The following is a 23,697-nucleotide window of genomic DNA, read 5'->3' as shown; positions in this document are numbered from 1 at the left end:
CGGCGAGCTGTGATAATCCTGAGCGTGACGGTCATGCCCCGGCCTCGGTCAGCGTCGCGTCGACGCGAACAGCGTCGCCCGGCACACGACCCGCGGCGGTCACCGCGCGGCGGGCATAGGCGCGGACGTCGGCATCGGGATCGGCGATCGTCGACTCCAGTGCGTCGAGGGCGGCAGGGCTACTCGGCCAGGTGGACAGGGCGAGCACCGCTGCCTTGCGCACGTCGAGGTGACGGTCGGTGAGTGCCTCGCTCAACGGCACCACGCCAGCCTCCGGGGTCGAACCCGCCAGCCCACGCGCCGCACCGACACGCACCTGCCATGCGGAATGGTTGAGTGCCGCAGCGAGTTCGGCGATATCTGCCTCGTCGGTGCCCAGTGCGGCATACGCGGTGAGCGCGGCGGCGCGGACCAGCGGATCGGGGTCGCCCGCGAGCACCCGGATCACCTCGACACCGCCGTCACCGATCGAGGCGAGCCCGTGCGCGACCGCGATGCGCACCTCACGGTTGGTATCGCCCGCGATCGAGGACACCGCATCGGCGTCGTCGAGCGAGACCAGTGCGCGCACCGCTTCGATCCTGACTCGATGGTCGGTATCACCCAGTGCCACACGGTAATCCGGTGCCGATCCGGCTCGCAGCGCACGCAGCAGATCGACGACGGTCGCGCGGACCAGGGGATCGGGGGAGCCGAGATGCTCGCTCAGCGCACCGGCACCCGCGAGCACCTCGACCAGTTCCCGCAGACTCTCGGTGGCTGCTCGACGCACCGAGGCCGCCTCATCGCCCAGTGCCCGGATCAGCTCATCGGCGAATCCGTCGGGGGTGTTCTCGGTGAGTACCGACAGCGCCGCGACCCGTACCACCGGATCGGCGTCGGCGAGGTAGCTCGAAAGATCCTGGACCGCAGGTGAATCCAGTGCGAGCAGGGTGACCAGCCGAGGCGAGGACGGCGACACCGGCGCGGCCTCGGTGCGGACGGGGGCCGCGCGCTGTGGCGCCCGCGTCCCCACCAGCTCGGGCTGCGCGATCACTTCGACGATCGGCTCGGCCGAGGGCACATCGTCGAGGCCGGGCACCGGAACCAGGTAGGGCGCCACCGAACGCTTCACGAATTCCATCGCCCCGCCGACCGTCTTGCGTAGGTTCAGATGGAAATTCCACGACTCGTCGTCGCGCTCGGGCAGATCGGCGCGATCGTGATAGAGACCCCACCGCGACTCGGTGCGGGTCAGCGAACTGCGCGAAGCCATTTCGGCGCAATCGCGGATGAACTGCACTTCGACGGCGCGCATGAGTTCGTGCGGCGTCTGCGCGCCGATGCCGTCGACCTCGGTGCGCATCCGTTCGAAGGTCTCGACGGCGATCGAGAGCTTGGCCGCCGTTTTCGGTGGCGCCACATAGTCGTTCACGAACCGGCGCAGCTTGTATTCGACCTGTGGCTGCGGCGGGCCCTCCGGCTGGCGCAGCGGCCGGTAGATCAGGTCGTGGGCGTCGGCGAGCTGGTCTTCGGGCAGGTCGGCCGGTGCGTCGATCCCGGCCAGTGTCGATGCCGCGTGCGCGCCCGCCAGATCGCCGTAGACGAACGCGCCGATCATGTAGTTGTGTGGCACGCACGCCAGGTCACCCGCCGCGTACAGGCCGGGCACCGTGGTTCGCGCGTTCTCGTCCACCCACACGCCGGACGCGGAATGTCCACCGCACAAACCGATCTCGGAGATGTGCATCTCGATATCGTGCGTGCGGTAGTCGTGTCCGCGATTGGCGTGGAAGGTTCCCCGGGTGGGGCGCTCGGTGGTGTGCAGGATCGATTCGAGCGTCGACAGCGTCTCGTCCGGCAGGTGCGACACCTTGAGATAGATGGGCCCACGCGCGGATTCGATCTCCTGCTTCACCTCGGCCATCATCTGCCCCGACCAGTAATCGGAGTCGACGAACCGTTCACCCTCGGCGTTGACCTGATAGCCACCGAACGGGTTGGCCACATACGCGCAGGCCGGGCCGTTGTAGTCCTTGATCAGCGGGTTGATCTGGAAGCATTCGATACCGGAGAGTTCCGCACCGGCGTGGTAGGCCATCGAGTAGCCGTCACCGGCGTTGGTGGGATTCTCGTAGGTGCCGTACAGATAGCCCGACGCGGGCAGTCCGAGCCGACCGCAGGGGCCCGTCGCCAGAATCACCGCTTTCGCGGCCACCTCGACGAATTCGCCGGTGCGCGTGTTCAACGCGGCCGCCCCCACCGCGCGACCGCCAGCGGTGAGCACCCGCACCGGCATCAGCCGGTTCTCGATGCGGATCCTCTCGCGCATCTTCCGTTGCCGCAGCACGCGGTAGAGCGCCTTCTTCACATCCTTGCCCTCTGGCATCGGCAGTACATATGACCCCGACCGGTGCACCCGGCGCACCGCGTATTCGCCGTATTCGTCCTTCTCGAACTTCACCCCGTAGCGCTCGAGCCGCTGCACCATCGCGAAACCCCGTGTCGCCGTTTGATACACGGTGCGCTGGTCGACGATGCCGTCGTTGGCGCGAGTGATCTCGGCGACGTAGTCCTCCGGTTCCGCCTTACCCGGGATGACGGCGTTGTTCACGCCGTCCATGCCCATGGCCAGCGCACCGGAATGGCGCACATGTGCCTTCTCGAGCAGTAGCACGTTCGCGCCGGACTCGGCGGCGGTGAGTGCGGCCATGGTGCCCGCGGTGCCGCCACCGATGACGAGCACATCGCAGTCGAGACGGATGCGGTCCGATAGTTCGGGAATGTTCACAGAGCCTCCAGGATTCGGGCCCGCAGGGCGCTGCGGTCCACCGGTTCGCGCGCGTCGGGCACCTCGACGACCGCGCGCAGCGAACCGGCGCCGAGTACGGCGATCCGGTCGCCGAGCAGCAGGGCCTCGTCGAGGTCGTGGGTGACGAAAACGATCGTGGTCGGGTGCGCGCGCCAGGTGTCGACGAGCAGGCGCTGCATCTCCGCACGGGTCTGGCTGTCGAGCGCGCCGAACGGCTCGTCCATGAGCACCGCGCGCGGCGAGCCGGCCAGGCTGCGGGCGAGCTGAACGCGTTGGCGCATCCCCCCGGACAGATCGCGCGGTAGGTACTCGGCGTAGCCGCTGAGCCCGACCTCGTCGAGCCAGCGTTGCGAACGCGCCGCACGCTCGGTCCGCGACACTCCACGAAGGCGCAGCGCCAGATCGATATTGGCGCGAGCGGTGCGCCTCGGGAGCAGCGCGTCGTCCTGGAACACCAGTGCGCGATCGGCCGAGGGTCCGGTAACGGTGTCCTCATCGGCGCGGATCACCCCGGCGGCGGGTTTGCGCAGCCCGGCGATGGCGCGCAACAACGTCGACTTGCCGCAGCCGGATTTGCCGACCAGGACCAGGATCTCCCCGGCCGCGACCGTCAGATCCAGGTCGTGCACCACGGTTGTGCGGCCGTAACTGATCCGCACGGACTCGAGGTCCAATCGCATGCCGACGGAGACGGCGGGCGCGGCGGTGGTCGTGGTCATGTGGCAACCTCTCGCGGCAGCCAGCGGGTCACCCGACGGCCTGCCAGTTCGACGATTCCGGAGGTGAGGAAACCGAGAACACCGATGGTGATCATCCCGACGAACACGGCCGGGTAGTCGACGATGGTGTAGGACTGCCAGGTGCGGTAGCCGATGCCGAGGCGTCCAGAGATCATCTCGGCGGAGATCAGGCAGATCCAGGCCACGCCCATGCCCACCGACAGCCCGCTGAACACACCGGGCAGGATGCCGGGCACGACGACACGGGTCAGCACCTCCCGCCGCGAGGCGCCCAGCGTGCGGATGGCGTCCTCCCAGATGGTCGGCAGCGCCCGCGTCGCGTGCCTGGTGCTCACCAGCACTGGGAACAGCGACGCGGTGAAAGTGATGAACACGATGCCGGATTCGTCGCTGGGGAACAGCAGGATCGCCACCGGCACCAGGGCGATCGCCGGAATCGGCCGGATCAGCTCGGCCAGCGAACCGAACACATCGGCCAGCAGCCGCGACCGGCCGAGCCCGATCCCCGCCAGCACACCGACGACCGCGGCCAGACCGAATCCGGTGACGATCCGGATCAGCGACTGCGCCACATCGAGGTAATACTGGCCGGTCCCGAGATGTTCACCGAACTCGGCGACGATCTCGGTCACCGTCGGCAAGATGTCGAACCGGAGGCCCGCGCGGACATCGCCTGCGGTGAGCAACTGCCACAGGCCGATCGCCGCCGCCACCGAAGCGACCCTGATCGTTCTCGATATCCAGACCGACCTGACGGGCACGATGTCTTCGTGAAGGTCAGCGGCATCGGCAGGCTCGCTGCCCGCGGCGCCAGGTCTGCTGACCGCGGCGTTCGCCGAACCAGCAGTGGCAGTGCGTAATTCGGTCGCGTCAGCGGCAGTTCGGCCGACCTGCCCGGAAACCGTGCTCATCCGCGAACTTCCGTCACGGCCTGGTCATAGGAGACCGGTGCGGCGGCGGGATGGGTGGCGCGGTAGCGGTCGGCTGCTGCCTGTGTGGTGAACGGCAGGTACTGCGCGCCCTCACGCAACCAGATGGCCTTGTCCGCGAACCAGCGAGTACCCAGCTCGGCATCCGGGACATACACCGCACGAATCGTCTTGCGCTGCGCATTGGCTGCCTGCACCGCCCGCAACAAGCAACCGGGGTTCGCGGCGGGTTGGGGCTTGTCGGCGCCGTCGACCCAGACCTCGCCAGCCAGTGCCGGATCACTCACGGGCACAGCGCATATCGGATCGGAACCGGTCACCTTGCTCGGGTTGACCCCCGACGCCAGCGCGGTGTCATAGTCCCCACGACCGGTCTCCGCGAAGGCCTTGCGCAGCGGGCCGTCCTGGACGAAGGCATCGATGTCGAGATCGGCGAAATCGCCGATCGACTTCAGATAGTTCACGTCGTCCTTGAACGCAGCGATCAGGTTCGCCTTGAGCGTGGTATCGAAACTCGTGCCACCAGGCCCGTTGTAGAGATAGACCACCTCTTGCGGCAGGCCGGATCCCTTCGCCACGAGATCCGCTGCCTCGAACGGCTTCTCGTTGAGGAACGCGGTCGCATCCAACTGCGCGGCGAGGAATGCCTGCAACACCTCCGGATGATCGGCCGCGTAGGCACGGCGAGCGACGACCCCGTGGAAAGTCGGCACATTCAGCTCCGCACCGTCGTAGAGCAGCTTGGCCTTGTTCTGCTGCACCAGCAGACCGGGCCACGCCACGAACTGCGACAGGGCGCTCACCTGATGCGATTCCAGCGCGGTCGCCCCGACCTGCGGCTGCTGGTTGAGCACCTCCACACCCTTGGCCGGGTCGATCCCGGCCCGGCTCAGCGCCTGCACCAAGGTGCCGTGGCCCGCCGAACCCACGCTGGCCGAGATCTTCTGCCCGGCCAGATCGGTCAGCGAGCGCGCCGGTGAATCATTGGGCACCACCACCATATTCAGAGCGCCCTTGGGGTTGTAGCCGGTGATCGATACCAGCTCGGTTCGTGCGCGATCATTGGCCTGCGTGCGAGATCCGTTGATCAGCAACGGATAGTCGCCCATCGAGCCGATGTCGATCTTCTCGGCCACCATCTGAGCGGTGATCGGCGCGCCGGTGTCGTAGTCCTGCCACTCCACCTGATACTTCGCGCCACCACCGTCGGTGATCTGCTGTAGCCGCTGCTCCAGGTAGCCCTGCGCTTTCAGCAGCGTGCCCGCGGTGACGGTATTGATGGTCTTGGACTGGTAGCCGACGACGACCTTGACGGTGCCCGCCGATGCGGCGTCGGTGCTCTCGAGCGAGCAGCCCGCCGCGGTGAGCGCGAGAGCCAGTGCGACAGGGGCGAATCGAGTGATCTTCATGCGTGGGATTCCCGGGTTCAGCGGAGCAGATAGGGCATGTTGACGGTGACGGCGCCGGTGGGGCAGCGCGCCGCGCACGGCCCGCAGTACCAGCACTCGTCGACGTGCATGTAGGCCTTGCCCGAATCATTGTGAATGGCAAGGGAATCGAGCGGACACATGTCCACACAGAGAGTGCAGCCGGTGATGCACAGCGATTCGTCGATCGTTACCGGGACGTCGGCGCGCTGGGGGACCAGTGCCATTACAGGACCTTCCATTCGGGGGTGCTGCGGGTGAGGCTGCCGCGCATGGTGATGCGGTCACCGCGCATGCGGATGTATTCGAGGTCGACGGGGCGCCCGTCGTCGAGGTGGGTGAGGCGTTCGAGCATCAGCAGCGGCGCACCGGCCGGGGTATCGAGCGTGGTAGCGGTGTGTGGGTCGGCCGCGACGGCTTCCAGCGCGAGGTCGGCGGCACCCAGCGACTGGCCGGTGACTTGTTCGAGCAGCACGAACACGTCGGTGGTCTCGAGGTCGTGGGTGAGCAGTTCGGTGCCGATATCGGGTGCCAGGTAGGTGAGGTCCAGGCTCAGCGGCAGATCGGCGAGAAACCGCAGGCGTTCGATGTAGACGACCTTGTCGCCCGGGGCCAGCTCGAGCCGGCGCGCGACGGCCGGGGGAGCGGTGATGGTGGTGGCGGCCCGGACCTCGTTGCGGACTGTGCCGTGCCCTTTGAGCGTCTCCTGCAGGCCCAGCAGGGCATCGAGGCCGTGGTCGAACTTGCGGGCGGCGACCCGGGTGCCGAGTTTCGGGGCACGATCGATGAGCCCCTCGTCGCGCAGCAGCGCCAGCGCTTCGCGCACGGTATTGCGGGAGGTGCCGTGCTCGGCGGCGAGTTCCTGCTCGCCGGGCACCGTGCCCTGCACTGCGCCCGCCAGGATCTGGTGGCGCAGGATATCGGCGACCCGGCGTGCCCGATCGGCGCGCTGACCGCGGATCGGGGTGGGCTCCGGCGTCCCTGTTTTCTCGCTGACCTGCATGAACAGCGACGATAGCGGCGATTACGCGGCACTCGGCCCGCCGCGATTCCGGCGTGAATTCAGGGGATGTTTCTACGCCGGGCGGTGGTTCGCGGGACCTGCGGATATCGGCCGGGAAACCGCTATTGCGCCACCTCGGGTCTCGCGGCCGACATTGCGATCACGTCGATCGCAATGTCGGAACGGATTCAGGGCTGGCCGGGCTTGAGCACGATGAACAGTCCGTTCGCCTCGGCGCATAAACGTTCGTCGTCGTGCAATGTCGCACGGAGGTACACCTTGCGGCCCTCGACGCGTTCGGTCCACGCGCGGACCGTCAGTTCGCGATTGAGCGGTGTGATCGACCGGTAGTCGAGGGTGAGCGAGGCCGTGCGGGTCACCGACTTGGTGGACAGCGCGGCGGTCATGCCGATGATGTCGTCGAAAGCGAGCGCGATGTGTCCGCCGTGGGCGGCGCTGTTGCCGCCCAGGTGGAAGGTGCGGAAGGTGACCTTCGCGGTGACACCGTCGCGGTCACCGCTGATCACCGTGTAGGGCGGCAGGGTGATGTTGCCGCGCGCGGGCAGGTCGGTGCGCGACCAGCTGGGCGAGGACCACTCGTCCACCACCGCCTCGCTGAGACGGGCATTGAGCTGCTCGAGGGTGGCGATGGCGTCCTTGGCGAGCTCGTCGGACGGGTTCACCAGCCGTGCCCGGTCCATCAGCACGCGGACCTGTTCGATCAGCTCGCCGTACTGCGGCCCGCCCGCGGTCGACTCGCCGCTGCGATCCTTGCGTGCCTGGATCAGCTCGGCAACCGGCCGGAATCCGCCTTCGTGATGCTTCTCGTCCGGGAGCGAGTTGCCGACCTGTGTATCGTCCATATGCAACACGTTATCGCTGCCGAGCTGGCTGTTCGCGTCGGGGATCGGTGTCAGGTCATCTAGGCTGGGTGCCGATCACCGAGTAAGTCTTCTTGGTACCGGAGCGTCGGCGCACCGTCGGTGGTGCCCCTCCGGGTGAGCGGCGAAAGGCTGAGCGCATGGGTATCGCGGCGGTTGTGTTCGACATGGATGGCGTGCTGATCGATTCCGAACCCATCTGGGAGAAGGTCAGGCACGATTACGTCGTTCTGAATAATGGCCGGTGGCAACCGGATTCGCAGAAGAAGATGATGGGGATGAGCACCGTCGAGTGGTCGTCGTACCTGGCCGACGATCTCGGTGTGGCCGCACCGGCCGACAAGGTGGCTGCCGACATCATCGATCTGATGGCCGACGAATACGCCCACCACGTTCCGCTGCTGCCCGGCGCGGTCGACGCGGTGCGGCGGTGCGCGGGTTCCTGGAAACTCGGCCTGGCCAGCTCATCGCCTGCCGCGTTGATCAATCTGGTCCTCGCGAAGTCCGGGCTGCTCGACTCTTTCGCCGTGGTGCTGTCCACCGAGGAGGTCGGTCGCGGCAAGCCCGCACCCGATGTCTACCTCACCGTCGCGCAGCGCCTCGGCCTGGATCCGAATGTCTGTACAGCCGTGGAGGATTCGACCAACGGCCTGCGCTCCGCCCACAGTGCCGGGATGCGTCTGATCGCGGCACCGCGCCCGGAATTCCCGCCGTCGCCCGACGCGCTCGCCCTGGCCGACGCGGTCATCGACGACCTCGACCAGCTCACTTCCGACCTCGTGATCGGTACGACCTGACTCGCGACTCACCCTGAAGATGCGTCACCGATTCATCGGTCCGGCTCTCCGGTGTCCTTTCCGATCCGGCACACTGGCCCGATGGGTGAGCACAGCGACGACCAGCCCGAAGTCGTCGTCCACGTCGGTGACGGCTCGGCGGAGCCACACCCCGTCGATCCGGCCCGGCCCGGCGCCTCCGCCACCGATCCGGCACCGGAGCACCCCTTCCTCCTGCTGACGCGCACCCCGACCGATTACATCCAGGCGCGCTACCTCGACGACGGCACCTACGAACTCGAGCACACCACCGGCGCCGAGCAGCGCCAGTTGTTCACCACCGACGCCCTCCTCGTCCGCGACATCGTCTGGTCCTGGGTCCAACGCGACACCTGGTGGTCCGACACCGTCGCCTGGACCACGGTCGACCCCGACATCGCCGAACTTCACGCCCTGCACACCGAACTCTCCGACATGCTCGACGGCATCTCCGTCATGGACTCCGTCGCCGACGAGCTGGACCAAGCCCTCTCCCGCGCCGACGAACTCCTCAACGACTTCGATCTCGGATTCGGCGGGACCGATGACCGTGCACCCTGACGTTGTCGAGGCACACAATCTCATCCTTGTTCTGGGACTGGACATTTCGGCTGCGGTTCCCGAGGCGGAGAACGCTGACTACGGAGCGTTCGTGTCCGGGATCGGCCGCGGCGCGGTCCGGTTCCGGGTGGGCAAGCAGACCCCGACGAAGGTGGGCCTGTTCGTTTCCGTGTGGCGGCGTGCCCAGGACGGTTCGACGGAGCCTTTCGCCGCCGAAGACTGCGCCGACCTACTGGTGATCACCGCCCGCGCGGGACCGCGTTCCGGGCAGTTCGTGTTCCCGACGAGCGCACTTGTCGAGCACGGGATCGTGTCGGTCGCCGGTCGCGGCGGCAAGCGCGGGTTCCGGGTGTACCCACCGTGGTCGATGGCAGCGAACAAACAGGCGCGACGGTCGCAGGAGTGGCAGTGCGGCTACTTTCTCGATCTCGACAAGATCGATCCGCGGGCCGCGCGGGCTCTCTACGAACCGGTGCGGCCCGCTGGCTCATCGCCCACCGACGAGACACGCTGATATGAATTACAGTGGCGCGGTGGGGATTACCGAATATGGTCCGGGCGACGTCGTGTATTTCCCGGCGGGTCCGTTCAGTGGCATCTGCGGGGTTGTCCGGGAAGTCGATGCTCGGCGGGCGGAGTTGCGCATCGAATTCGGGGAGGGGACCGTTCACCGGGAAGGGAATGTCCTGCGGGAGCGGCGGCACAAGCTGACGGTCGGCTTCGACGAGGTCGAGTTGATGTAGCCGTTCGTACTTCGGGTTGCGGCGCCTGCTCCGGCTGGGCAATGATTGTGCCCAGCATGCTGAATTCCGATCCCTCGTTCGACAGCCTCGAAGGCTTATCCGTAGGGGATGCGCTGGGCGCTCAATTCTTCGTCCCCGGGCGCTCCGTCCCTGATCTGCTCGCCGGACGACCACCGGCCGCACCCTGGCAATGGACCGACGACACCGAGATGGCGTGTTCGGTGTACGCCGAAATCCGAGACCGCGGCAGTGTGGATCGCGATGCTCTCGCGGCCGCGTTCGCGCGACGTTGCGAGCCGTATCGCGGCTACGGACCAGGCACAGTGGTTGTGCTGCACGAGATTCGAGACGGGCGTCCGTGGGCGGAAGCCGCGGGTGCGGTGTTCGACGGACGCGGATCGTGGGGAAACGGTGCGGCGATGCGGGTGGCGCCGCTCGGGGCCCATTTCGCCGGAGACCTGGATCGGGCCGCAGCGCAGGCAGCGATGTCCGCGGAGCTGACCCATCGGCACCCGGAAGCGATCGTGGGTGCGATGGCAGTCGCGGTCGCGGCCGCACACGCCGCGATCACCCGTGAAAAGGGCTGTGCGCCTGATGAATTGCTGCAGGCGGTCGATCCGTATCTGGTTGACGGGCGCACCGCGCAGGGTGTCCGTCGCGCCCGGCAACTGCTCGGCCGAACGGTAGCCGAAGCGGCCTACGAACTCGGCAACGGCGCACGGGTCAGCGCTCAGGACACCGTGCCCTTCACGTTGTGGGCGGCCGCCACCTATCTCGACGACTATCCTGCGGCGGTCCTCGCCTGCGTCGAGGCGGGCGGGGACGCCGACACCACGGCCGCGATCGTCGGTGGAATCGTGGCAGCCCACACCGGTACCGGAAACCGGGAGCGCACCCGTGGGATTCCGGCGGAGTGGCTTGCCGCGCGCGAACCGTTGCCCGAATGGGCGCTGGGTCCTCAGCGGGCGCGGGCGCTCCAGCGGCCGTCGTAGCGGACTTCGATCGGGTGGTCGAAGGCGGTGGAGACGTGGTCGGTGGTGATGACTTCGGTGGCGGGGCCAGTGGCGACGGTGTGGCCGTCGGCGATGAGCATGGCGTGGGTGGTGGTGCTCGGGAGTTCCTCGAGGTGATGGGTGACCAGGATCGAGGCGACCTCGGGGTGGGTGTGATCGAGAGTGTCGATGGTGCTGAGGAGTTGTTCGCGGGCGGCCAGGTCGAGGCCGGTGGACGGCTCGTCCAAGAGCAGCACCCGGGGTTCGCTGATCAGTGCGCGGGCGATGAGGGTGCGGCCGCGCTCGCCCTGGGACAGGGTGGGCCAGATGTCGTCGGCCCTGCCGGACAGGCCAAGGGTGTCGATGATCGCGCCGGCCCGGGCGAGGTCCTCGGCGGTGGGTGACCAGCGCATCGGAGTATCGATCGTGCTGGTGACACCGGTGAGGACGACCTCGCGCACCGTGAGCGCGGAGCGCAGGGGGTGACGCGGGTTGACGTGGCCGATCGAGCGGCGCAGCCGGGCCAACTCCACCCGGCCGAACTGTTCGCCGAGCACCCGCACGGTTCCGGTGGTGGGGAAGGTGACCGCGCCGCAGAAGCCGAGCAGCGTGCTCTTGCCCGCGCCGTTGGGGCCGAGCAGTGCCCAGTGCTCACCGGCCCGCACGGTGAGCGAGATGCCGTTGATGATCTTCTTGCCGTCACGCCGGAAGGTCACGTCGTCGAGTTCGATCACGGGGGCGCCGGTCATGTGAAGGCCTCCTTCAAAGCGGCAAGGTGGGTTCGGCTGAATTCCGCTGCGGCAGTGGGGATTCGGTCGGCGATTGCCTGGGCGAGCTGCTCGTGCGCGCAGTGGTCGGCCTGCTCGGAGCGGACCGGGCGCAGCTCGAGCATGTCGATCATGGCCAGGCGCAGGCGCGGGAGGAAGCTGTCGAACAGCTGGGTGAGCACATCGTTGTGGGCGGCGACGATGACCGCGCGATGGAAGGCCATGTCGGCGTCGACGTGATCGGCGACGGTCTGGCCCTCGGCGCGGCGACCAGCCAGGGCGCGCCGGATGGCCCGCAGGTCGGCGGGGGTGCGTCGTTGCGCGGCGAGGGCGGCGGCCTCTGCCTCGATCGCGATGCGCGCCTCGATCACCGCGGCGATGGTGGCGCCACGCAGCACGACATCCCAGTCCTCGGACACGTCGAGAGCGGTGACGAACACCCCGGAACCCTGCCTGCTGTCGAGTAAGCCTTTGCCCGCCAGTTCCCGGATCGCCTCGCGCAGGGTCGAGCGGCCGACGCCGAGTTGGGCGGCGAGCAGCGTCTCACCCGGTAAACGATGGCCCAACGGCCACTCGCCCGCCCGGATCCGCGCGAGCAGAAGTTCGGCCGCTTGTGCGGCCAGCGGCTGACGTCGTACCTGCGATACCACCGGCAAACCTCTCTACTTGTCTGAGGAGTTGTGGTAGAAGTGTACCCATTATGACCTACACCGCGCTTCTTCTCGTCCGCCACGGCGGGGCCTGACCGACCGGCCGCCCCGCCGTGGGGCTCGGTCGTGGCCGGTCGCCGTCGTCTCGTGGCCCGTCGTGGTCAGGAAGCAGAGCAAGTCATGACCGAATTCCCCACCCTGGTAACTCCCACGGGCGCTGTCGCCGACGGTGCGCCCGCGTGGAATCGGCAGCGCCACTCGGCGATGCCGTCGTATCGATACCGCGACATCCATCGACGCGTGAATATCCCTGTCGGACAACGTCACTGGCCGAACGCGCGGATGACCGCCGCACCACTGTGGGTCCCGGTCGACCTGCGCGACGGCAACCAGGCGCTGGCCGAACCGATGGACCCAGCCCGCAAACGCCGATTCTTCGAACTGCTGATCGCCATGGGCTACAAGGAGATCGAGGTCGGCTACCCGTCCGCCTCGCAGACCGACTTCGATTTCGTGCGCCTGCTGGCCGGCACTCCGATCGCCCCGCCGGACGTGGCCGTCGTCGTGTTCACCCCGGCGCGTCGTGACCTGATCGAACGGACCGTCGAGTCGGTGCGCGGCATCACCAACGAGGTCGTGATGCACCTGTACACGGCCACCGCGCCGGTCTGGCGTGAGGTGGTTCTCGGCAAGGATCGCGCGCAACTGCGCGAGCTGATCGTCGCGGGCGCTCGCGATGTCCTCGAGTTGGCGGGTGACCTGCCGAACACGCGCTTCCAATTCTCGCCGGAGGTGTTCAACCTGACCGAACCGGATTTCGCCCTGGAGATCTGCGACGCCGTCACCGAGCTGTGGCAGGCGTCCCCGCGGCGGCCGGTGACGCTGAATCTGCCTGCGACAGTGGAGGTCGCGACCCCGAACGTCTACGCGGACCAGATCGAATACATGCACCGTAACCTGGCGCGCCGCGACGGTGTGATCCTGTCGGTGCACCCGCACAACGACCGGGGGACCGGTATCGCCTGCGCCGAACTGGCCGTCCTGGCCGGCGCGCAACGCGTGGAGGGCTGCGTCTTCGGAAACGGTGAACGCACGGGGAACGTCGACATTGCCACGCTGGCGCTGAACCTGCACGCCCAGGGCGTCGACCCGATGATCGACTTCTCCGATATCGACGAGATCCGTCGCACCGTCGAGCACTGCACCCGCCTGCCCGTCCACGAAAGGCATCCGTACGTAGGCGATCTCGTCCACACCGCCTTCTCCGGCACCCACCAGGACGCGATCCGCAAGGGCATGGCCGAACATCGCGAGCGGGCAGCGGCCGAGGGCATCCCCGAACGCGAATCACACTGGCAGGTGCCGTATCTGCCGATCGACCCCGCCGACCTCGGCCGCTCCTACGACGCCGTGATCCGGGTCAATTCGCAGTCCGGCAAGGGCGGCATCGCCTACCTGCTGCACACCGAATACGGACTGGACCTGCCACGCCGCCTGCAGATCGACCTCGCGAAGCGGGTACAAGAACGCGCCGATGAGACCGGCGCGGAGATCACCGCCAAGGAACTGCGCACGCTGTTCGAGCAGGCCTACACCGCCCCCGATCAACGAATCACGCTGGTGCGGTGGGAGATCGCCGACGGCACCACCGAGATCGTCCTCGACGCCTACGGCACCGAACGGCGCTCGGTACACCACAGCGTCGGCCCGATCGACGCCCTGACAGCCGCCCTCGCCGGGGCGGGCCACTCCATCGAGATCCTCGGCCTGACCGAGCATTCCGTGGACAAGGGCGCCGACAGCGCCGCAGTGAGTTACGTCGAATACCGAGCGGCGGGCCGCACCGGTTGGGCGTTCGGTCGCCACATCTCGGTCGTGGCGGCCGCACTGGCAGCGGTGGTGAACGCCGTCAACGCGACAGGGTAGGTCGATCGGGGCGGTCGCTCCGCATCAGTCCGCGTCGCCCTCGCACCAGTCGTCGAACGCGTCGAACTCCGCTTCGTACTGGGGTGGGACCGAGTCCTCGATCGCATCCTCGATCGGATCCCAGGCACCATTGCACCACTCGGGTGCGGGCGGCCACGACTCGATGTATTCGACCAACGGCGACGAGGGCGGCTCGGCTTCCTGTGCTGTCGCGATACCCGCGGTGGCCAGGGTCAATGCCGCGGCGGCACCCGCGGTGGCGATGATCCGGCAAACGCAGTTCATAAACATCCTCCTGTCCGCGCCGACATGCGATGTCCGGTAATCGTAGCTCCGGGCAACCGCGGGACTGAACGCGACGTTTGCGCTGTCACCACCATCCCGTCAGGTACATCAGGCCGAGGCTGGTGGTGCCGAGGATAAGTCCGAGGGTGCCGCCGAGGATCAGCGGACGGATACCTGCGGTGCGCAGGCGGGCGAGGCTCAGGGAGGTGCCGATGGCGGCGAGGACGGCGGCGATGAGCCAGCTGCTGGTGGTGGCGAGCGGCTCGGTCAGTTCGGTGGGGATGATGTTCAGGCCCGCGATGACGGAGGCGGCCAGGAACAGGACCACGAAGAGGGGGACCGCTTGGCGCAGGGAGGCCTGGGGTAGATCGGTCTGCTCGGCGATGTGGCGGCGGCCGACGTGCAGGCCGAGGCAGAGCGGGATGATGGCGAGGCTGCGGACCATTTTCACGATCACCGCGAAATGGGCCGCACCGGCACCGAAGATGACGCCCGCGGCGAGGACCGACGAGGTGTCGTTGATCGCGGTGCCCGCCCATAGTCCGAACGCCTCCTGTGACAGCCCGAGAGCGCGGCCGAGCGGCGGATACACCAGCACGGCAGTCACATTGAAGATGAAGATGGTGCCGAGGGCATAGGCGACACGTTGCTTGTCGGGTCGCAGGACCGCGGTGGCGGCGGCGATCGCGGACGCGCCACAGATCGTCGTGCCCACGGCTATCAGCGTCGCGGACTCCTTGTCGACCGCCAGCATCCGCCCGACGAAGAACGCCGCCACACCGCCGACGACCAACGTCCCGAGCAGCACGACGGCCGTCTCTCTCCCCACACTCAGGACCGACCCGAGCGGCAGGCCGAGCCCGAGCAGCACGATCGCCAGGCCGAGCAACCGCTGCCGGGCGACGTCGAGCCCCGGGCCGAACGTCGCGCCTGTCACGTCCTTGCGACGCAGCACCATCCCGGCGACAGCGCCCGCACCGAGCGCGAGCACCGGCGCGCCGATCATCGGCAGCGCCTTGCCGACCGGCGTGGCCACGGTGGCCAGGAGCGCGGCGAGGGCCAGACCGGGGGCGAGAGTGGGTACGCGATTCACTCCCTCACCATCGCGTCACCAAGGATTCCGAGGTAGAGGGCGAATTCGCAGGTGCCCATCAATGTGGCTTATGGCCCCGTCGACGGAGCGTGTGGTTTGCTGGAGACGTGCGGAAACGAACCGGGCTGACTGTCGCCACCGGTGTCGGGCTGATGCTATGGGGTGAATGGGCGAATCGGCGCGCCTCCCATCGGGGCGTCGGATCCCCGCGTGCCGGGTCGGAAGCGGTCGTGGTGCTGGGGTACCGCAACGCCGGTTCGCGGGCCAACGGCATGAACCGGTGGCGGGTGCGTGCCGGCCTGCGATCCATCGATCCGCGCGCCACCTCGACCCGCCTCGTCCTGTGCGGGGGCGCCTGCGCCGGTCCGGCGACCGAGGCGGCGCTGATGGGGCGCTACGCCGTGCAAACCTGTGGTTTTGATGGCGAACTCGTGCTGGAGGAGTCGAGCCGATCCACTTGGGAGAACATCGCTTTCGCGATCCCGTACCTTCGGGATGTCGACCGGATCAAGATCGTCTCACTGCCGACGCACGCCGAGACCGCCCGCGCCTATCTCGCGGAACAGAGCCCGGAATTGGCCGTCCGGCTCGTCCCGGGACAGGAGTATCGGTTCGGCGAATGGATGCCACTGAAACCGGTGTTCGCCCTCTACGGTGTGGCGAAGAAGCTGCGCGGCCGATTCGGCCTGGATCACGGCGGCGACGGTGCCTGATGTGGCGTGGCACCCCCTGTCGCCCATAATCGGGCCATGACCCTGCCACCCGGAACACCCGACCTGGAGGTCCTCGACCTCCTCGTGTCGGTGGCCGAGCTGGGCAGCCTGGGCGCCGCCGCCCGCCGACACGGGGTCAGCCAACCCGCCGCGAGCATGCGGGTCAGCGCGCTCGAACGCCGCCTGCACGTGAAGCTGCTCGACCGCGCACCGACCGGCTCCGAACTCACCGACGCGGGTCGCGCCGTCGTCGCCCACGCTCGTACCGTCCTCGCCGCCGTGCACGACCTCGTGGACGACGTCGCCCGGCTCCGCGCCGCACAGGCCCCGCGGCTACGCATCGCCGCCTCCAAAACCATTGCCGACCACCGCATTCCGCATTGGCTCGCCGCCCTGCGTGCTGATCACCCCGAAGTCGTGATCTCCCTCGAAGTCGAGAACTCGACCCAGGTCGCGGGCCTCGTGCGCGACGGCACCGCCGATCTCGGCTTCGTCGAAGGCCCACATCCACCGGCCGGACTCGGCAGTCGGGTACTGGGCGCCGACGACCTCGTCGTAGTCGTGGCACCGAATCATCCATGGGCGCAACGGAAGACCCCGGTCACGCTGACCGAACTGGCAGGCACCGCGCTGCTGTGGCGTGAACCGGGTTCGGGCACCCGCGACACCGTGTGGGACCTGCTCGCCACCGCGGCCCCACCCGCCGGCCCGGCCGCGGAGCTCGGGTCGACCGCGGCGATCGTGGCGGCGGCTCGCACCGGCATGGCACCGGCGGTCCTGAGCCGATTGATCGCCGCACCTGATCTCGTCACCGGCACCCTGGTGGAAGTCGCCTCGGCCGATGCCGCCCGCCTGACCCGCAAATTCCGGGCCATCTGGCGCCGCAACACCCCGCCGACCGGGCCGGGCGAACTGCTCGTGGAGCGGGCCGCGTTGCTCGAGAACGCGCGCGGTTGAGCGTCGCCCGTCCTAGCCGAGCGTCTCGAGCACGGCAACGGCCTTCGCCGCGCCCCCGTAGCCACTGATGGCGACGGCCAGCTGTTTCGCGGCCGACGCGAAGCCGCTGTCGCCGAGGATCTGTGCGGCGGTCCGCGCGATCACCGCACTGCTCGCGTCGGGCATCAGCATCAGGCCCGCGCCGAGGGTTTGGACCTGTTCGGCGTTGAAGAACTGATCGCGGCCCATCGGGGTGCACAGCAGCGGCACACCACGACCGAGCGCGGCCATCGTCGTACCGAGCCCCGCGTGGGTGATCACCAGCGATGCCGACGGAAGGATCTCCGCGTGTGGCGCATACCGCACGACTTGGGTATCCGCCCCCGCACGAACTGTCGCCGGGTCGATCGCCGCTCCGGTCGTGACGATGGCGCGCACCGGCATCTTCGCGACCGCATCGACACTCCGCTGCAACAGCTCGGCCTGACCTTGCTCGCTGGTGCTCAGTGCGACCAGGACCAGCGGCTTCGACCCGTCACCGATCTCGACCTCCTCGATCTCGCGTGACAGCGCGGGTGCATCGAGGACAGGCCCGATGCGCACCACGTTGGCCGCGTCCGGCACGTCGGGCTCGAACTCCTTCGGCGCCGCGACGAGCGCCAGCGCGCACGCGTCGTGGATATCGGCGAGACGCTCGATCGCGGGCAGGCCGAGCTCCGCGCGCGCCGCGTTCGCGATCGCGATACCCGGCGCGAACATCTCGACCAGCGGCCCGCCCCGAAAGATCGTGTACGCCGTGTGGACCAGCGTCGCGGTCGGTGTGCCCGATGCCAGCGCGACGTCGATTGCGGTGATCAGCAGACAATCGACGATCACCGCATCAGCAGGCTCGCGGTCCAGCTCCCGCGCGAGGTCACGCGCGATGGCCGAACTGAAGCACAGCTCCTCGATCATGAGCTTCACCTCGGCTTCGAAGTCGTCCGGGGTAGCCATCGCGTCCCAGCCCTCGCTCTGCGTCAAGGCGAGGAAGCGGGCGCCGACATCGGCGCATCGTTGCGCGATCGTCTCGTGGCCGAGTATTCGGACGTCGTGGCCGCGATCGACCAGGGCACGCGCGATGCCAAGTGTCGGGACCAGGTTCCCCGCGCCGTCCCAGGTGGTGATCAGGTAGCGAGCCATGACGTTCCTCCTCGAGGATTTGCTTGACAGCTTGTAAAGTACGGTATGGTTTACAGCGTGTCAAGTGGCGGACGTCCCCAAACCCGGACTCAGATCCTCGAGTCGGCGCGCGCGATGTTCGAGGAACACGGCTATCACGGCGCCGGCCTCGGAGCTATCGCGAAGGCGGCCGGGGTCTCCCGCCAGGCGATCTACCTCCATTTCCCGTCGAAGGTCGAGTTGCTGACGGCCCTGCATCTGCACATCTACGCCACCGATGTCGTTCCGGCACTCGAACGGCATCCGATCACGGACACGATGACCGCGTGGGAGGCGCTCGACGCGACGATCGCCGCCGATGTCGAGGTCGCGTCCAGGGTGTGGCGGATTCACGAGGCGCTGGTGGTGGCTCGGCGCCAGCATCCGGAAGTCGAGGAGACCTTGCGGGTCCGCGAGGCGGATCGCTACGGCGAGCTGCTAGATCTCGGGCGGCGGCTCGAGCGAGGTGGCGCACTGCCGCCGAAGGTCGCTGCCGATTCGGTGGCCGACATGCTGTGGGGCCTCGTCAACACCGGTACCTACGGGAATCTCGTCAACGACCGAGAGTGGTCACTCGACCGGTACAGGTGTTGGGTACGCGACACCATCCGCCTCCATCTCGCCGCGGACTGATCGCGCAGGAGTCCGCCGGGCACCGAGTCCCATTCCGGTATTTGCTCTTGTCAACGTAATGTCAGGGTGATTGGTCCTATCGACGGAATGTTGTCGTCGGCCTGGTGCCGCGCGTGCCCAACAGTGGACGGGCGCTTGGACAGCGGCGTTCTCTTCTATCGGATGCCAAAGTTGATTGGTCCGGGAGTCCATCGAGCCGATCGATCGACGGTGACTGTGTCGAGTTCTGCGGGTGTCGCGGTTGGCTCGAACGGCACGAGGCGGTGGATCTCGCCCCAGTTACGTTTCCAGTCATCCTTCAAATAGGAAGGCAGGACATCGGTGCGGGTCACGAGATCGGTGTAGCCGAGGGGGCCGCCGGAGGCGTGGCTCTGCCAGTTGCTGGTCATGATCGCCGCCGAAAACTCCGGAAGGATGCGGTATTCGGGAATCTCGGCCACTCCGTAGCGGTGCCGCATCGGCTGCTGGCAGGGGAACTGCAGGCCGACCAGCCAATCCAGGAGCACCGGCCTGGTATGGCCGACCAATTCATCGAGGGTGCGCAGGTCAGGCACACGCGGCGGTGTCACCGCCACCCATTGCTCGGCATCGGAGCTGTTGACGGTGGCAACGATACGAACCGCATCAGCGTGGGACGGCAACTGCTGCAGCGGAACCCGAAGGTTGCGCCAGGAAGGTTGGAGCACGCTGACGTCATCAGGGATAACTCGCCCGAGTGGTACCACCTCGGCCGCGCTCGTGCTTCCGTATTCGATCTCAACACTCTGACCGATCACCGGGAGGCCGTCGAGATCGGTGGTGGCGACGCGTCCAGCAGTTGCGATCGCGAGGATCTGGCCACGGCTACCGCTCGAGTCGGGCGCCGGGAGTCGATACCAGCCGGAGACAAGCGTTTTCGTGACACCAGGGCTGCCGAAACTGCCGAGCACTGGCGTAGCGGCCGGATCCAGCCCGAACGGGAGCGCGAGCGTGCTGCCGTTGATGCCACGCGGGCTGGACCCGCCGAGCCCACCGCCCTCGGTCGAGCCGGATTCGGTAGTGGTTCCCGCACTGCCGAGCGACTGGCCGACCGAAGCCGAGGCTGCGTCGGAAGCATCAGGGACCAAATCGTTGGTGTTGACGCCGTTCGGAGTGAACCCGTCATTGTCTGCGCCCAAGGCAGTAGCTCGGTCGCCGGACAGCGGTTGCAGCATCCCCGCATTCGGATCAGGCTCGACCAGCACCTCGTCGGCCAGCCCGCACGGTTCACCAGCAAGCGCGGAAAAGTTCGACTTCGCCAGCGAATACGCCGGATATTGATCGATTCCGGCCTTGACGAATGATACGACCTCGAAGGCCACTACCAGCCCGACCGTGATGGTCAGAGCCGGAATCCGACGGTGTGTCCGGTGTTCTGCGCTGCGGAATGGTTCGCGGATATGCAACCAGCCTGCGAATGCGAGCAACAGGATCGCGACTATGAGCAGGGCAGTGCCCGCGCTGGTGCCCTTGACCGAGATCGGCTTGTCCCACCAGGGAATTCCGTAGGCGGCGACATACCACCAACTGTTCGAACTGGTGAAGGCCAGCGCTAGCACGGCGGTGACGACGGCCGCGAACAGCGCGCGGTTGCGTGGTGATCTCACGACTCGGGGCCCTGCCGCGACCGCGGCCACGACTGCGACAGCGCCGGCGAGCCCGGCGAAGACGCCGAAGTGGTGGGTGAACTTGGTCGGCGAGAGCGCCATCAGCGGAATCGTGGCAACGGTGGTGCCCAGAATCCGGCGCGTGGGTCCGGCTGCCAGACCGGGGATCCGGCCGCCGTGGCGCACAAGGGCCAGTACCGACACTGCCAAGGTCAGAAATAGCAACAGCATGGCGAATCGGCGCGCCATCGAACCGTCAGGGCCGACCTGGAACAGGGATTGATAGACGAAAGTTTCGTCGTACCACGGCATGTTCGGGCCGACCACGGCGTGCGCGTCGCTCATCGCCGAGACCTCGGAGAACGGCTGACCAATGAACACGAGCGCCAGAATCGACACACCGACCGCCGCAGCCGGAGCCAGCAGTGCCAGGTAACCAACACTGCGCGCCCGTTCGACGATGATCTGCACCAGCGGACGAGCACCGGCCAGCAACGCAGCGAAACAGATCACCCCTGCGGGATTGGTGACCACTGCCAGCGCGGCCGGTATCAACGCAATCGCGGCGGGCGCGAGTCGCCGTGTCGCCAGGGTTCGCTCCATCGACACCCAGACCAGCAAAACGCCGAGGGCGACGGCAGGTTCGGGCCGCAGACCGTTGTTGTACGGAAGCCAGAACGCAAGCAGCGCCAAGCCACCCGCCCAGATCGCTGCCTTCTCTTGACGTGCGGCAATTCCTAGACGCGGCACGACCTCGCGGCTGATCAGGAACCAGCACACGATGCCGAACATCAACTCCGGTAGTCGCACCACGATGCTCGCGGTCGAAATCTGTGCCAGCCAGCCGACAACGAGGTCGTAGGGAATTCCGATCGGTGTTTCGGGCACCCCGAAGTAGGCGAAGTAGTTCGCCAGGTATCCCGCATGTCCGGCTGTTCGTGCCATTCCCAGGATGTAGCCGTCGTCGGCGGTACCGGCACCGATGAAATACCACAGAATCAGGGTGCCGATGACTACGCCGTCGACCCACCGCGGCCGCCACCAACGTTGCGGCAAGACCCGCCGATTGCGGCGCCCGTCGCGGCAGTCGAGGCGGTGCAAGGCGAACAGTGCCACTGCCGCGGCGATGAAGACGCCGATGATCGCGATCAGTTTGAGCGCTGTCGGTGCGGTCGTGAATCGAGAATCGATCTCCACATCGGTCCGCATCCCCGCGGGAACATCGCCGGCCAGATCGGTGAATAACCCGACCAACTGCGGCCGGAAGTCACCTTCGACGATCACGGGCTCAGAACCGCTGACCTCGACAGTGGTTCGGGCGCTGGTGGATACGACCGAAACTCGACAATCGGCGGACAAGTCCACCACCGCGGTATCGACCAGAGTTTTGTCGCGCAGGACGACTTGCAGACGATTTCCGGCGTCAGCTGTCGCGACGAGCACGTTCAGGCCGTAGTGCCAAGCCTGCCCGGATGCTGGTGGCACCGTCGCCATCAGGTACCCACCGCGAGGGCTCAATCCCGAAGTTGCAGCACACGGAATCGTCGCGTCGACGCTGACGGGTGAATATGAGACCAAAGGCGATGTCACGCTGGTTGCGCGACCGTCCTGCGGCCATGAGAACGACGCTTGTTGCTGCTGCACGGGAAGAAACGGCACCGCTAACGCGAGTAGCACGCCGACGATTCCTGCGACAATCGCGACAATTCGCCACAATCGGCCAGAATCTTGCTGCTGGTCCTGGGGATCGAAGGGTTGATCGTCGGACGGCCGCCGTCGGCTGAGCAACAAGGTCACGATTTCCGATCCTAGCCACCCGCCAAAAGTGCATCGGCCGGCACCGAATACCCTCCGCGACAGCATGCTTCGAGTTAGATGAGTTGCCCGAAATGGATATACCACTATGCGTGACCCGATCACACCGACGGCTCGAACCGGTCGCGCCGACGATCTGCTCGCTCGCGCGAGTAGTGTGCCAAGGCCATTCCGCAAGTTCGAGCTGTTGTCGCGAGATTCAGCAGGAAGCTTCGGCTTGCTCCTGACGTAACGTCAGGCTCTAGCGTCGGCGGTACCAGCGCATGGTGCGTCGGTGGAAGTGAGATGGAAGCGGATGGACGAGACCGGAATCGAGCAGGTGTGGAAGGTCGGTGAGCTCGCGGCCGAGGCCGGATTGACGGTTCGGACGTTGCACCACTATGACCGCATCGGGTTGGTGCGCCCAGCGAGGCGCACCAATACCGGTCACAGGCTCTACACCGAAGCCGATGTCGGGCACCTGTATCAGGTATCACTTCCTGGGATTGATCAGGAGGACTGTCATGGTCGACGACACCGTCAAGAAATACTTCACCCGAGAGAATGTCCAGGCTTTCACCGCCCTCTACTTCGCGCAGCTCACGGCCCGCCAGAGCGCACTGGAGCTTTGGTACGCCGAGGACGCGCAACTCACGATCGGGGACACTCGGTACGCGGGCACAACGGCAATCTTTGAGCAGCTCGTCCAATTCCCGCGGGCTGGGTACAACGTCAACACGATTGATGTCCAGTCGGACACCGATGCCTCTGTGCTTGTTCGGGTGACGGGACATCTCATGCTGGACGGAACTCCAGATGCGCGTTCGTTCGAGACATCCTTCGCGCTGAACGGATCCTCGATGATCGCCGACCAGACCTTCCACGGTTTCTAGATCGCGATTGGACGACCCCGCGAGACCTTCGTGTCCCGCGATGCCGCACATTGGCTGCAGCTGAAGCGCGCGTTCTCACTCGACACCCATTTGCCCCGTCATCGGCCGGATCCCGTTCGACCCGGCGGTCCGGCAGGTGATCGGGGCGCTCCGTTCGTCGACACCGACCCCGACTCCGCGCCTGCCAGGGCCATCGGAGAGATCGCGGCAACCATCGCGACGATCGTGCGCCGCCCGTTGCCCGTGACGCCGGTCAGCCCGGCGATGGTCTGAGATCGAGGCGAAATAGTGCGTAAGCGGAGC

At 67.1% G+C, this 23,697-nt stretch carries 24 protein-coding genes and 1 pseudogene; 12 read left to right on the top strand and 13 right to left on the bottom strand.

Features of this window, described 5'->3' with window-relative positions:
• Positions 1-31: 31 nt before the first annotated feature.
• From ACFXKN_RS05860 to ACFXKN_RS05830, 7 genes are all read right to left on the bottom strand, one after another.
• The gene (locus tag ACFXKN_RS05860; protein WP_378950224.1) at positions 32-2,770 is read right to left on the bottom strand and encodes a fumarate reductase/succinate dehydrogenase flavoprotein subunit; all 2,739 of its coding nucleotides are present in this window, start codon (positions 2,768-2,770) and stop codon (positions 32-34) included.
• A complete protein-coding gene (locus tag ACFXKN_RS05855; RefSeq protein ID WP_378950222.1) occupies positions 2,767-3,510 on the bottom strand; it encodes an ABC transporter ATP-binding protein in 744 nt (247 codons plus the stop codon). Before ACFXKN_RS05855 ends, ACFXKN_RS05860 begins: the two co-directional genes overlap by 4 nt.
• Positions 3,507-4,442 carry an ABC transporter permease gene (locus ACFXKN_RS05850; protein ID WP_378950220.1) on the bottom strand — a complete coding sequence of 312 codons (936 nt, stop codon included), beginning with the start codon at positions 4,440-4,442 and terminating at the stop codon, positions 3,507-3,509. Before ACFXKN_RS05850 ends, ACFXKN_RS05855 begins: the two co-directional genes overlap by 4 nt.
• Positions 4,439-5,869, bottom strand: a complete 1,431-nt coding sequence (locus tag ACFXKN_RS05845; RefSeq protein WP_379432523.1) for an ABC transporter substrate-binding protein — start codon at positions 5,867-5,869, stop codon at positions 4,439-4,441. Before ACFXKN_RS05845 ends, ACFXKN_RS05850 begins: the two co-directional genes overlap by 4 nt.
• Positions 5,870-5,886: 17 nt before the next feature.
• Entirely contained in the window at positions 5,887-6,114 is a 228-nt protein-coding gene (locus ACFXKN_RS05840) for a ferredoxin family protein (RefSeq protein WP_378950215.1), read from the bottom strand.
• On the bottom strand, positions 6,114-6,890 hold the full coding sequence (locus ACFXKN_RS05835) for a GntR family transcriptional regulator (RefSeq protein ID WP_378950213.1): 777 nt from the start codon (positions 6,888-6,890) through the stop codon (positions 6,114-6,116). Before ACFXKN_RS05835 ends, ACFXKN_RS05840 begins: the two co-directional genes overlap by 1 nt.
• Positions 6,891-7,078: 188 nt before the next feature.
• Positions 7,079-7,753, bottom strand: coding sequence for a PaaI family thioesterase (locus ACFXKN_RS05830; protein WP_378950209.1), 675 nt, complete (start codon positions 7,751-7,753; stop codon positions 7,079-7,081).
• Between the two features lie 158 nt (positions 7,754-7,911).
• Here ACFXKN_RS05830 and ACFXKN_RS05825 point away from each other — a divergent pair, with 158 nt between their 5' ends.
• From ACFXKN_RS05825 to ACFXKN_RS05805, 5 genes are all read left to right on the top strand, one after another.
• Positions 7,912-8,568, top strand: a complete 657-nt coding sequence (locus tag ACFXKN_RS05825) for an HAD family hydrolase (RefSeq protein WP_378950207.1) — start codon at positions 7,912-7,914, stop codon at positions 8,566-8,568.
• Positions 8,569-8,649: 81 nt separating this feature from the next.
• Entirely contained in the window at positions 8,650-9,147 is a 498-nt protein-coding gene (locus ACFXKN_RS05820) for a hypothetical protein (protein ID WP_378950205.1), read from the top strand.
• Entirely contained in the window at positions 9,131-9,661 is a 531-nt protein-coding gene (locus ACFXKN_RS05815) for a MepB family protein (RefSeq protein ID WP_378950203.1), read from the top strand. The genes ACFXKN_RS05820 and ACFXKN_RS05815 overlap by 17 nt, the downstream gene beginning before the upstream one ends.
• Positions 9,662-9,680: 19 nt before the next feature.
• Positions 9,681-9,890 carry a hypothetical protein gene (locus ACFXKN_RS05810; RefSeq protein WP_378950201.1) on the top strand — a complete coding sequence of 70 codons (210 nt, stop codon included), beginning with the start codon at positions 9,681-9,683 and terminating at the stop codon, positions 9,888-9,890.
• A gap of 56 nt (positions 9,891-9,946) precedes the next feature.
• The gene (locus ACFXKN_RS05805; protein WP_378950199.1) at positions 9,947-10,882 is read left to right on the top strand and encodes an ADP-ribosylglycohydrolase family protein; all 936 of its coding nucleotides are present in this window, start codon (positions 9,947-9,949) and stop codon (positions 10,880-10,882) included.
• Here the strand turns inward: ACFXKN_RS05805 and ACFXKN_RS05800 are convergent.
• Both ACFXKN_RS05800 and ACFXKN_RS05795 read right to left on the bottom strand, forming a co-directional pair.
• On the bottom strand, positions 10,849-11,631 hold the full coding sequence (locus tag ACFXKN_RS05800; protein WP_378950197.1) for an ABC transporter ATP-binding protein: 783 nt from the start codon (positions 11,629-11,631) through the stop codon (positions 10,849-10,851). The genes ACFXKN_RS05805 and ACFXKN_RS05800 overlap by 34 nt on opposite strands.
• On the bottom strand, positions 11,628-12,299 hold the full coding sequence (locus tag ACFXKN_RS05795) for a FadR/GntR family transcriptional regulator (protein ID WP_378950195.1): 672 nt from the start codon (positions 12,297-12,299) through the stop codon (positions 11,628-11,630). Before ACFXKN_RS05795 ends, ACFXKN_RS05800 begins: the two co-directional genes overlap by 4 nt.
• Positions 12,300-12,563: 264 nt before the next feature.
• Here ACFXKN_RS05795 and ACFXKN_RS05790 point away from each other — a divergent pair, with 264 nt between their 5' ends.
• Positions 12,564-14,225 carry a 2-isopropylmalate synthase gene (locus ACFXKN_RS05790; protein ID WP_378950925.1) on the top strand — a complete coding sequence of 554 codons (1,662 nt, stop codon included), beginning with the start codon at positions 12,564-12,566 and terminating at the stop codon, positions 14,223-14,225.
• Positions 14,226-14,249: 24 nt separating this feature from the next.
• Here the strand turns inward: ACFXKN_RS05790 and ACFXKN_RS05785 are convergent, their stop codons facing one another.
• Both ACFXKN_RS05785 and ACFXKN_RS05780 read right to left on the bottom strand, forming a co-directional pair.
• The gene (locus ACFXKN_RS05785; protein WP_378950193.1) at positions 14,250-14,510 is read right to left on the bottom strand and encodes a hypothetical protein; all 261 of its coding nucleotides are present in this window, start codon (positions 14,508-14,510) and stop codon (positions 14,250-14,252) included.
• Positions 14,511-14,595: 85 nt separating this feature from the next.
• Positions 14,596-15,603 carry a YeiH family protein gene (locus ACFXKN_RS05780; protein ID WP_378950191.1) on the bottom strand — a complete coding sequence of 336 codons (1,008 nt, stop codon included), beginning with the start codon at positions 15,601-15,603 and terminating at the stop codon, positions 14,596-14,598.
• Between the two features lie 107 nt (positions 15,604-15,710).
• Between ACFXKN_RS05780 and ACFXKN_RS05775 the strand changes: the two genes are divergently transcribed.
• Positions 15,711-16,316 (top strand): YdcF family protein, encoded by a 606-nt coding sequence (locus ACFXKN_RS05775; RefSeq protein ID WP_379432522.1) that lies wholly within the window; start codon positions 15,711-15,713, stop codon positions 16,314-16,316.
• 36 nt (positions 16,317-16,352) lie between these two features.
• Positions 16,353-17,273, top strand: coding sequence for a LysR family transcriptional regulator (locus ACFXKN_RS05770; protein ID WP_378950187.1), 921 nt, complete (start codon positions 16,353-16,355; stop codon positions 17,271-17,273).
• A gap of 12 nt (positions 17,274-17,285) precedes the next feature.
• Here ACFXKN_RS05770 and ACFXKN_RS05765 read toward each other — a convergent pair whose 3' ends face one another.
• Positions 17,286-18,431, bottom strand: a complete 1,146-nt coding sequence (locus ACFXKN_RS05765; RefSeq protein ID WP_379432521.1) for a glycosyltransferase — start codon at positions 18,429-18,431, stop codon at positions 17,286-17,288.
• 57 nt (positions 18,432-18,488) lie between these two features.
• Here ACFXKN_RS05765 and ACFXKN_RS05760 point away from each other — a divergent pair, with 57 nt between their 5' ends.
• Entirely contained in the window at positions 18,489-19,082 is a 594-nt protein-coding gene (locus ACFXKN_RS05760) for a TetR/AcrR family transcriptional regulator (protein WP_378950183.1), read from the top strand.
• A 155-nt stretch (positions 19,083-19,237) separates the two neighbouring features.
• Here the strand turns inward: ACFXKN_RS05760 and ACFXKN_RS05755 are convergent, their stop codons facing one another.
• On the bottom strand, positions 19,238-22,504 hold the full coding sequence (locus ACFXKN_RS05755; RefSeq protein WP_378950181.1) for an arabinosyltransferase domain-containing protein: 3,267 nt from the start codon (positions 22,502-22,504) through the stop codon (positions 19,238-19,240).
• Between the two features lie 313 nt (positions 22,505-22,817).
• Here ACFXKN_RS05755 and ACFXKN_RS05750 point away from each other — a divergent pair.
• The 3 genes and pseudogenes from ACFXKN_RS05750 to ACFXKN_RS05740 all read left to right on the top strand — a co-directional run.
• Positions 22,818-22,931 (top strand): annotated as a pseudogene (locus ACFXKN_RS05750) (MerR family DNA-binding transcriptional regulator); the annotation flags it as partial.
• Positions 22,932-23,025: 94 nt separating this feature from the next.
• Complete coding sequence (locus tag ACFXKN_RS05745) at positions 23,026-23,394, top strand: ketosteroid isomerase family protein (protein ID WP_378950922.1); 369 nt, start codon at positions 23,026-23,028, stop codon at positions 23,392-23,394.
• 30 nt (positions 23,395-23,424) lie between these two features.
• Entirely contained in the window at positions 23,425-23,667 is a 243-nt protein-coding gene (locus tag ACFXKN_RS05740) for a hypothetical protein (RefSeq protein ID WP_378950179.1), read from the top strand.
• Positions 23,668-23,697: the final 30 nt, after the last annotated feature.

Source organism: Nocardia sp. NPDC059195 (assembly GCF_042754695.1).
In the GTDB taxonomy this organism is placed as follows: Bacteria; Actinomycetota; Actinomycetes; order Mycobacteriales; family Mycobacteriaceae; genus Nocardia.
Note: the sequence above shows the minus strand (reverse complement) of the source record. Positions and strands in the feature narration are given on the sequence as shown.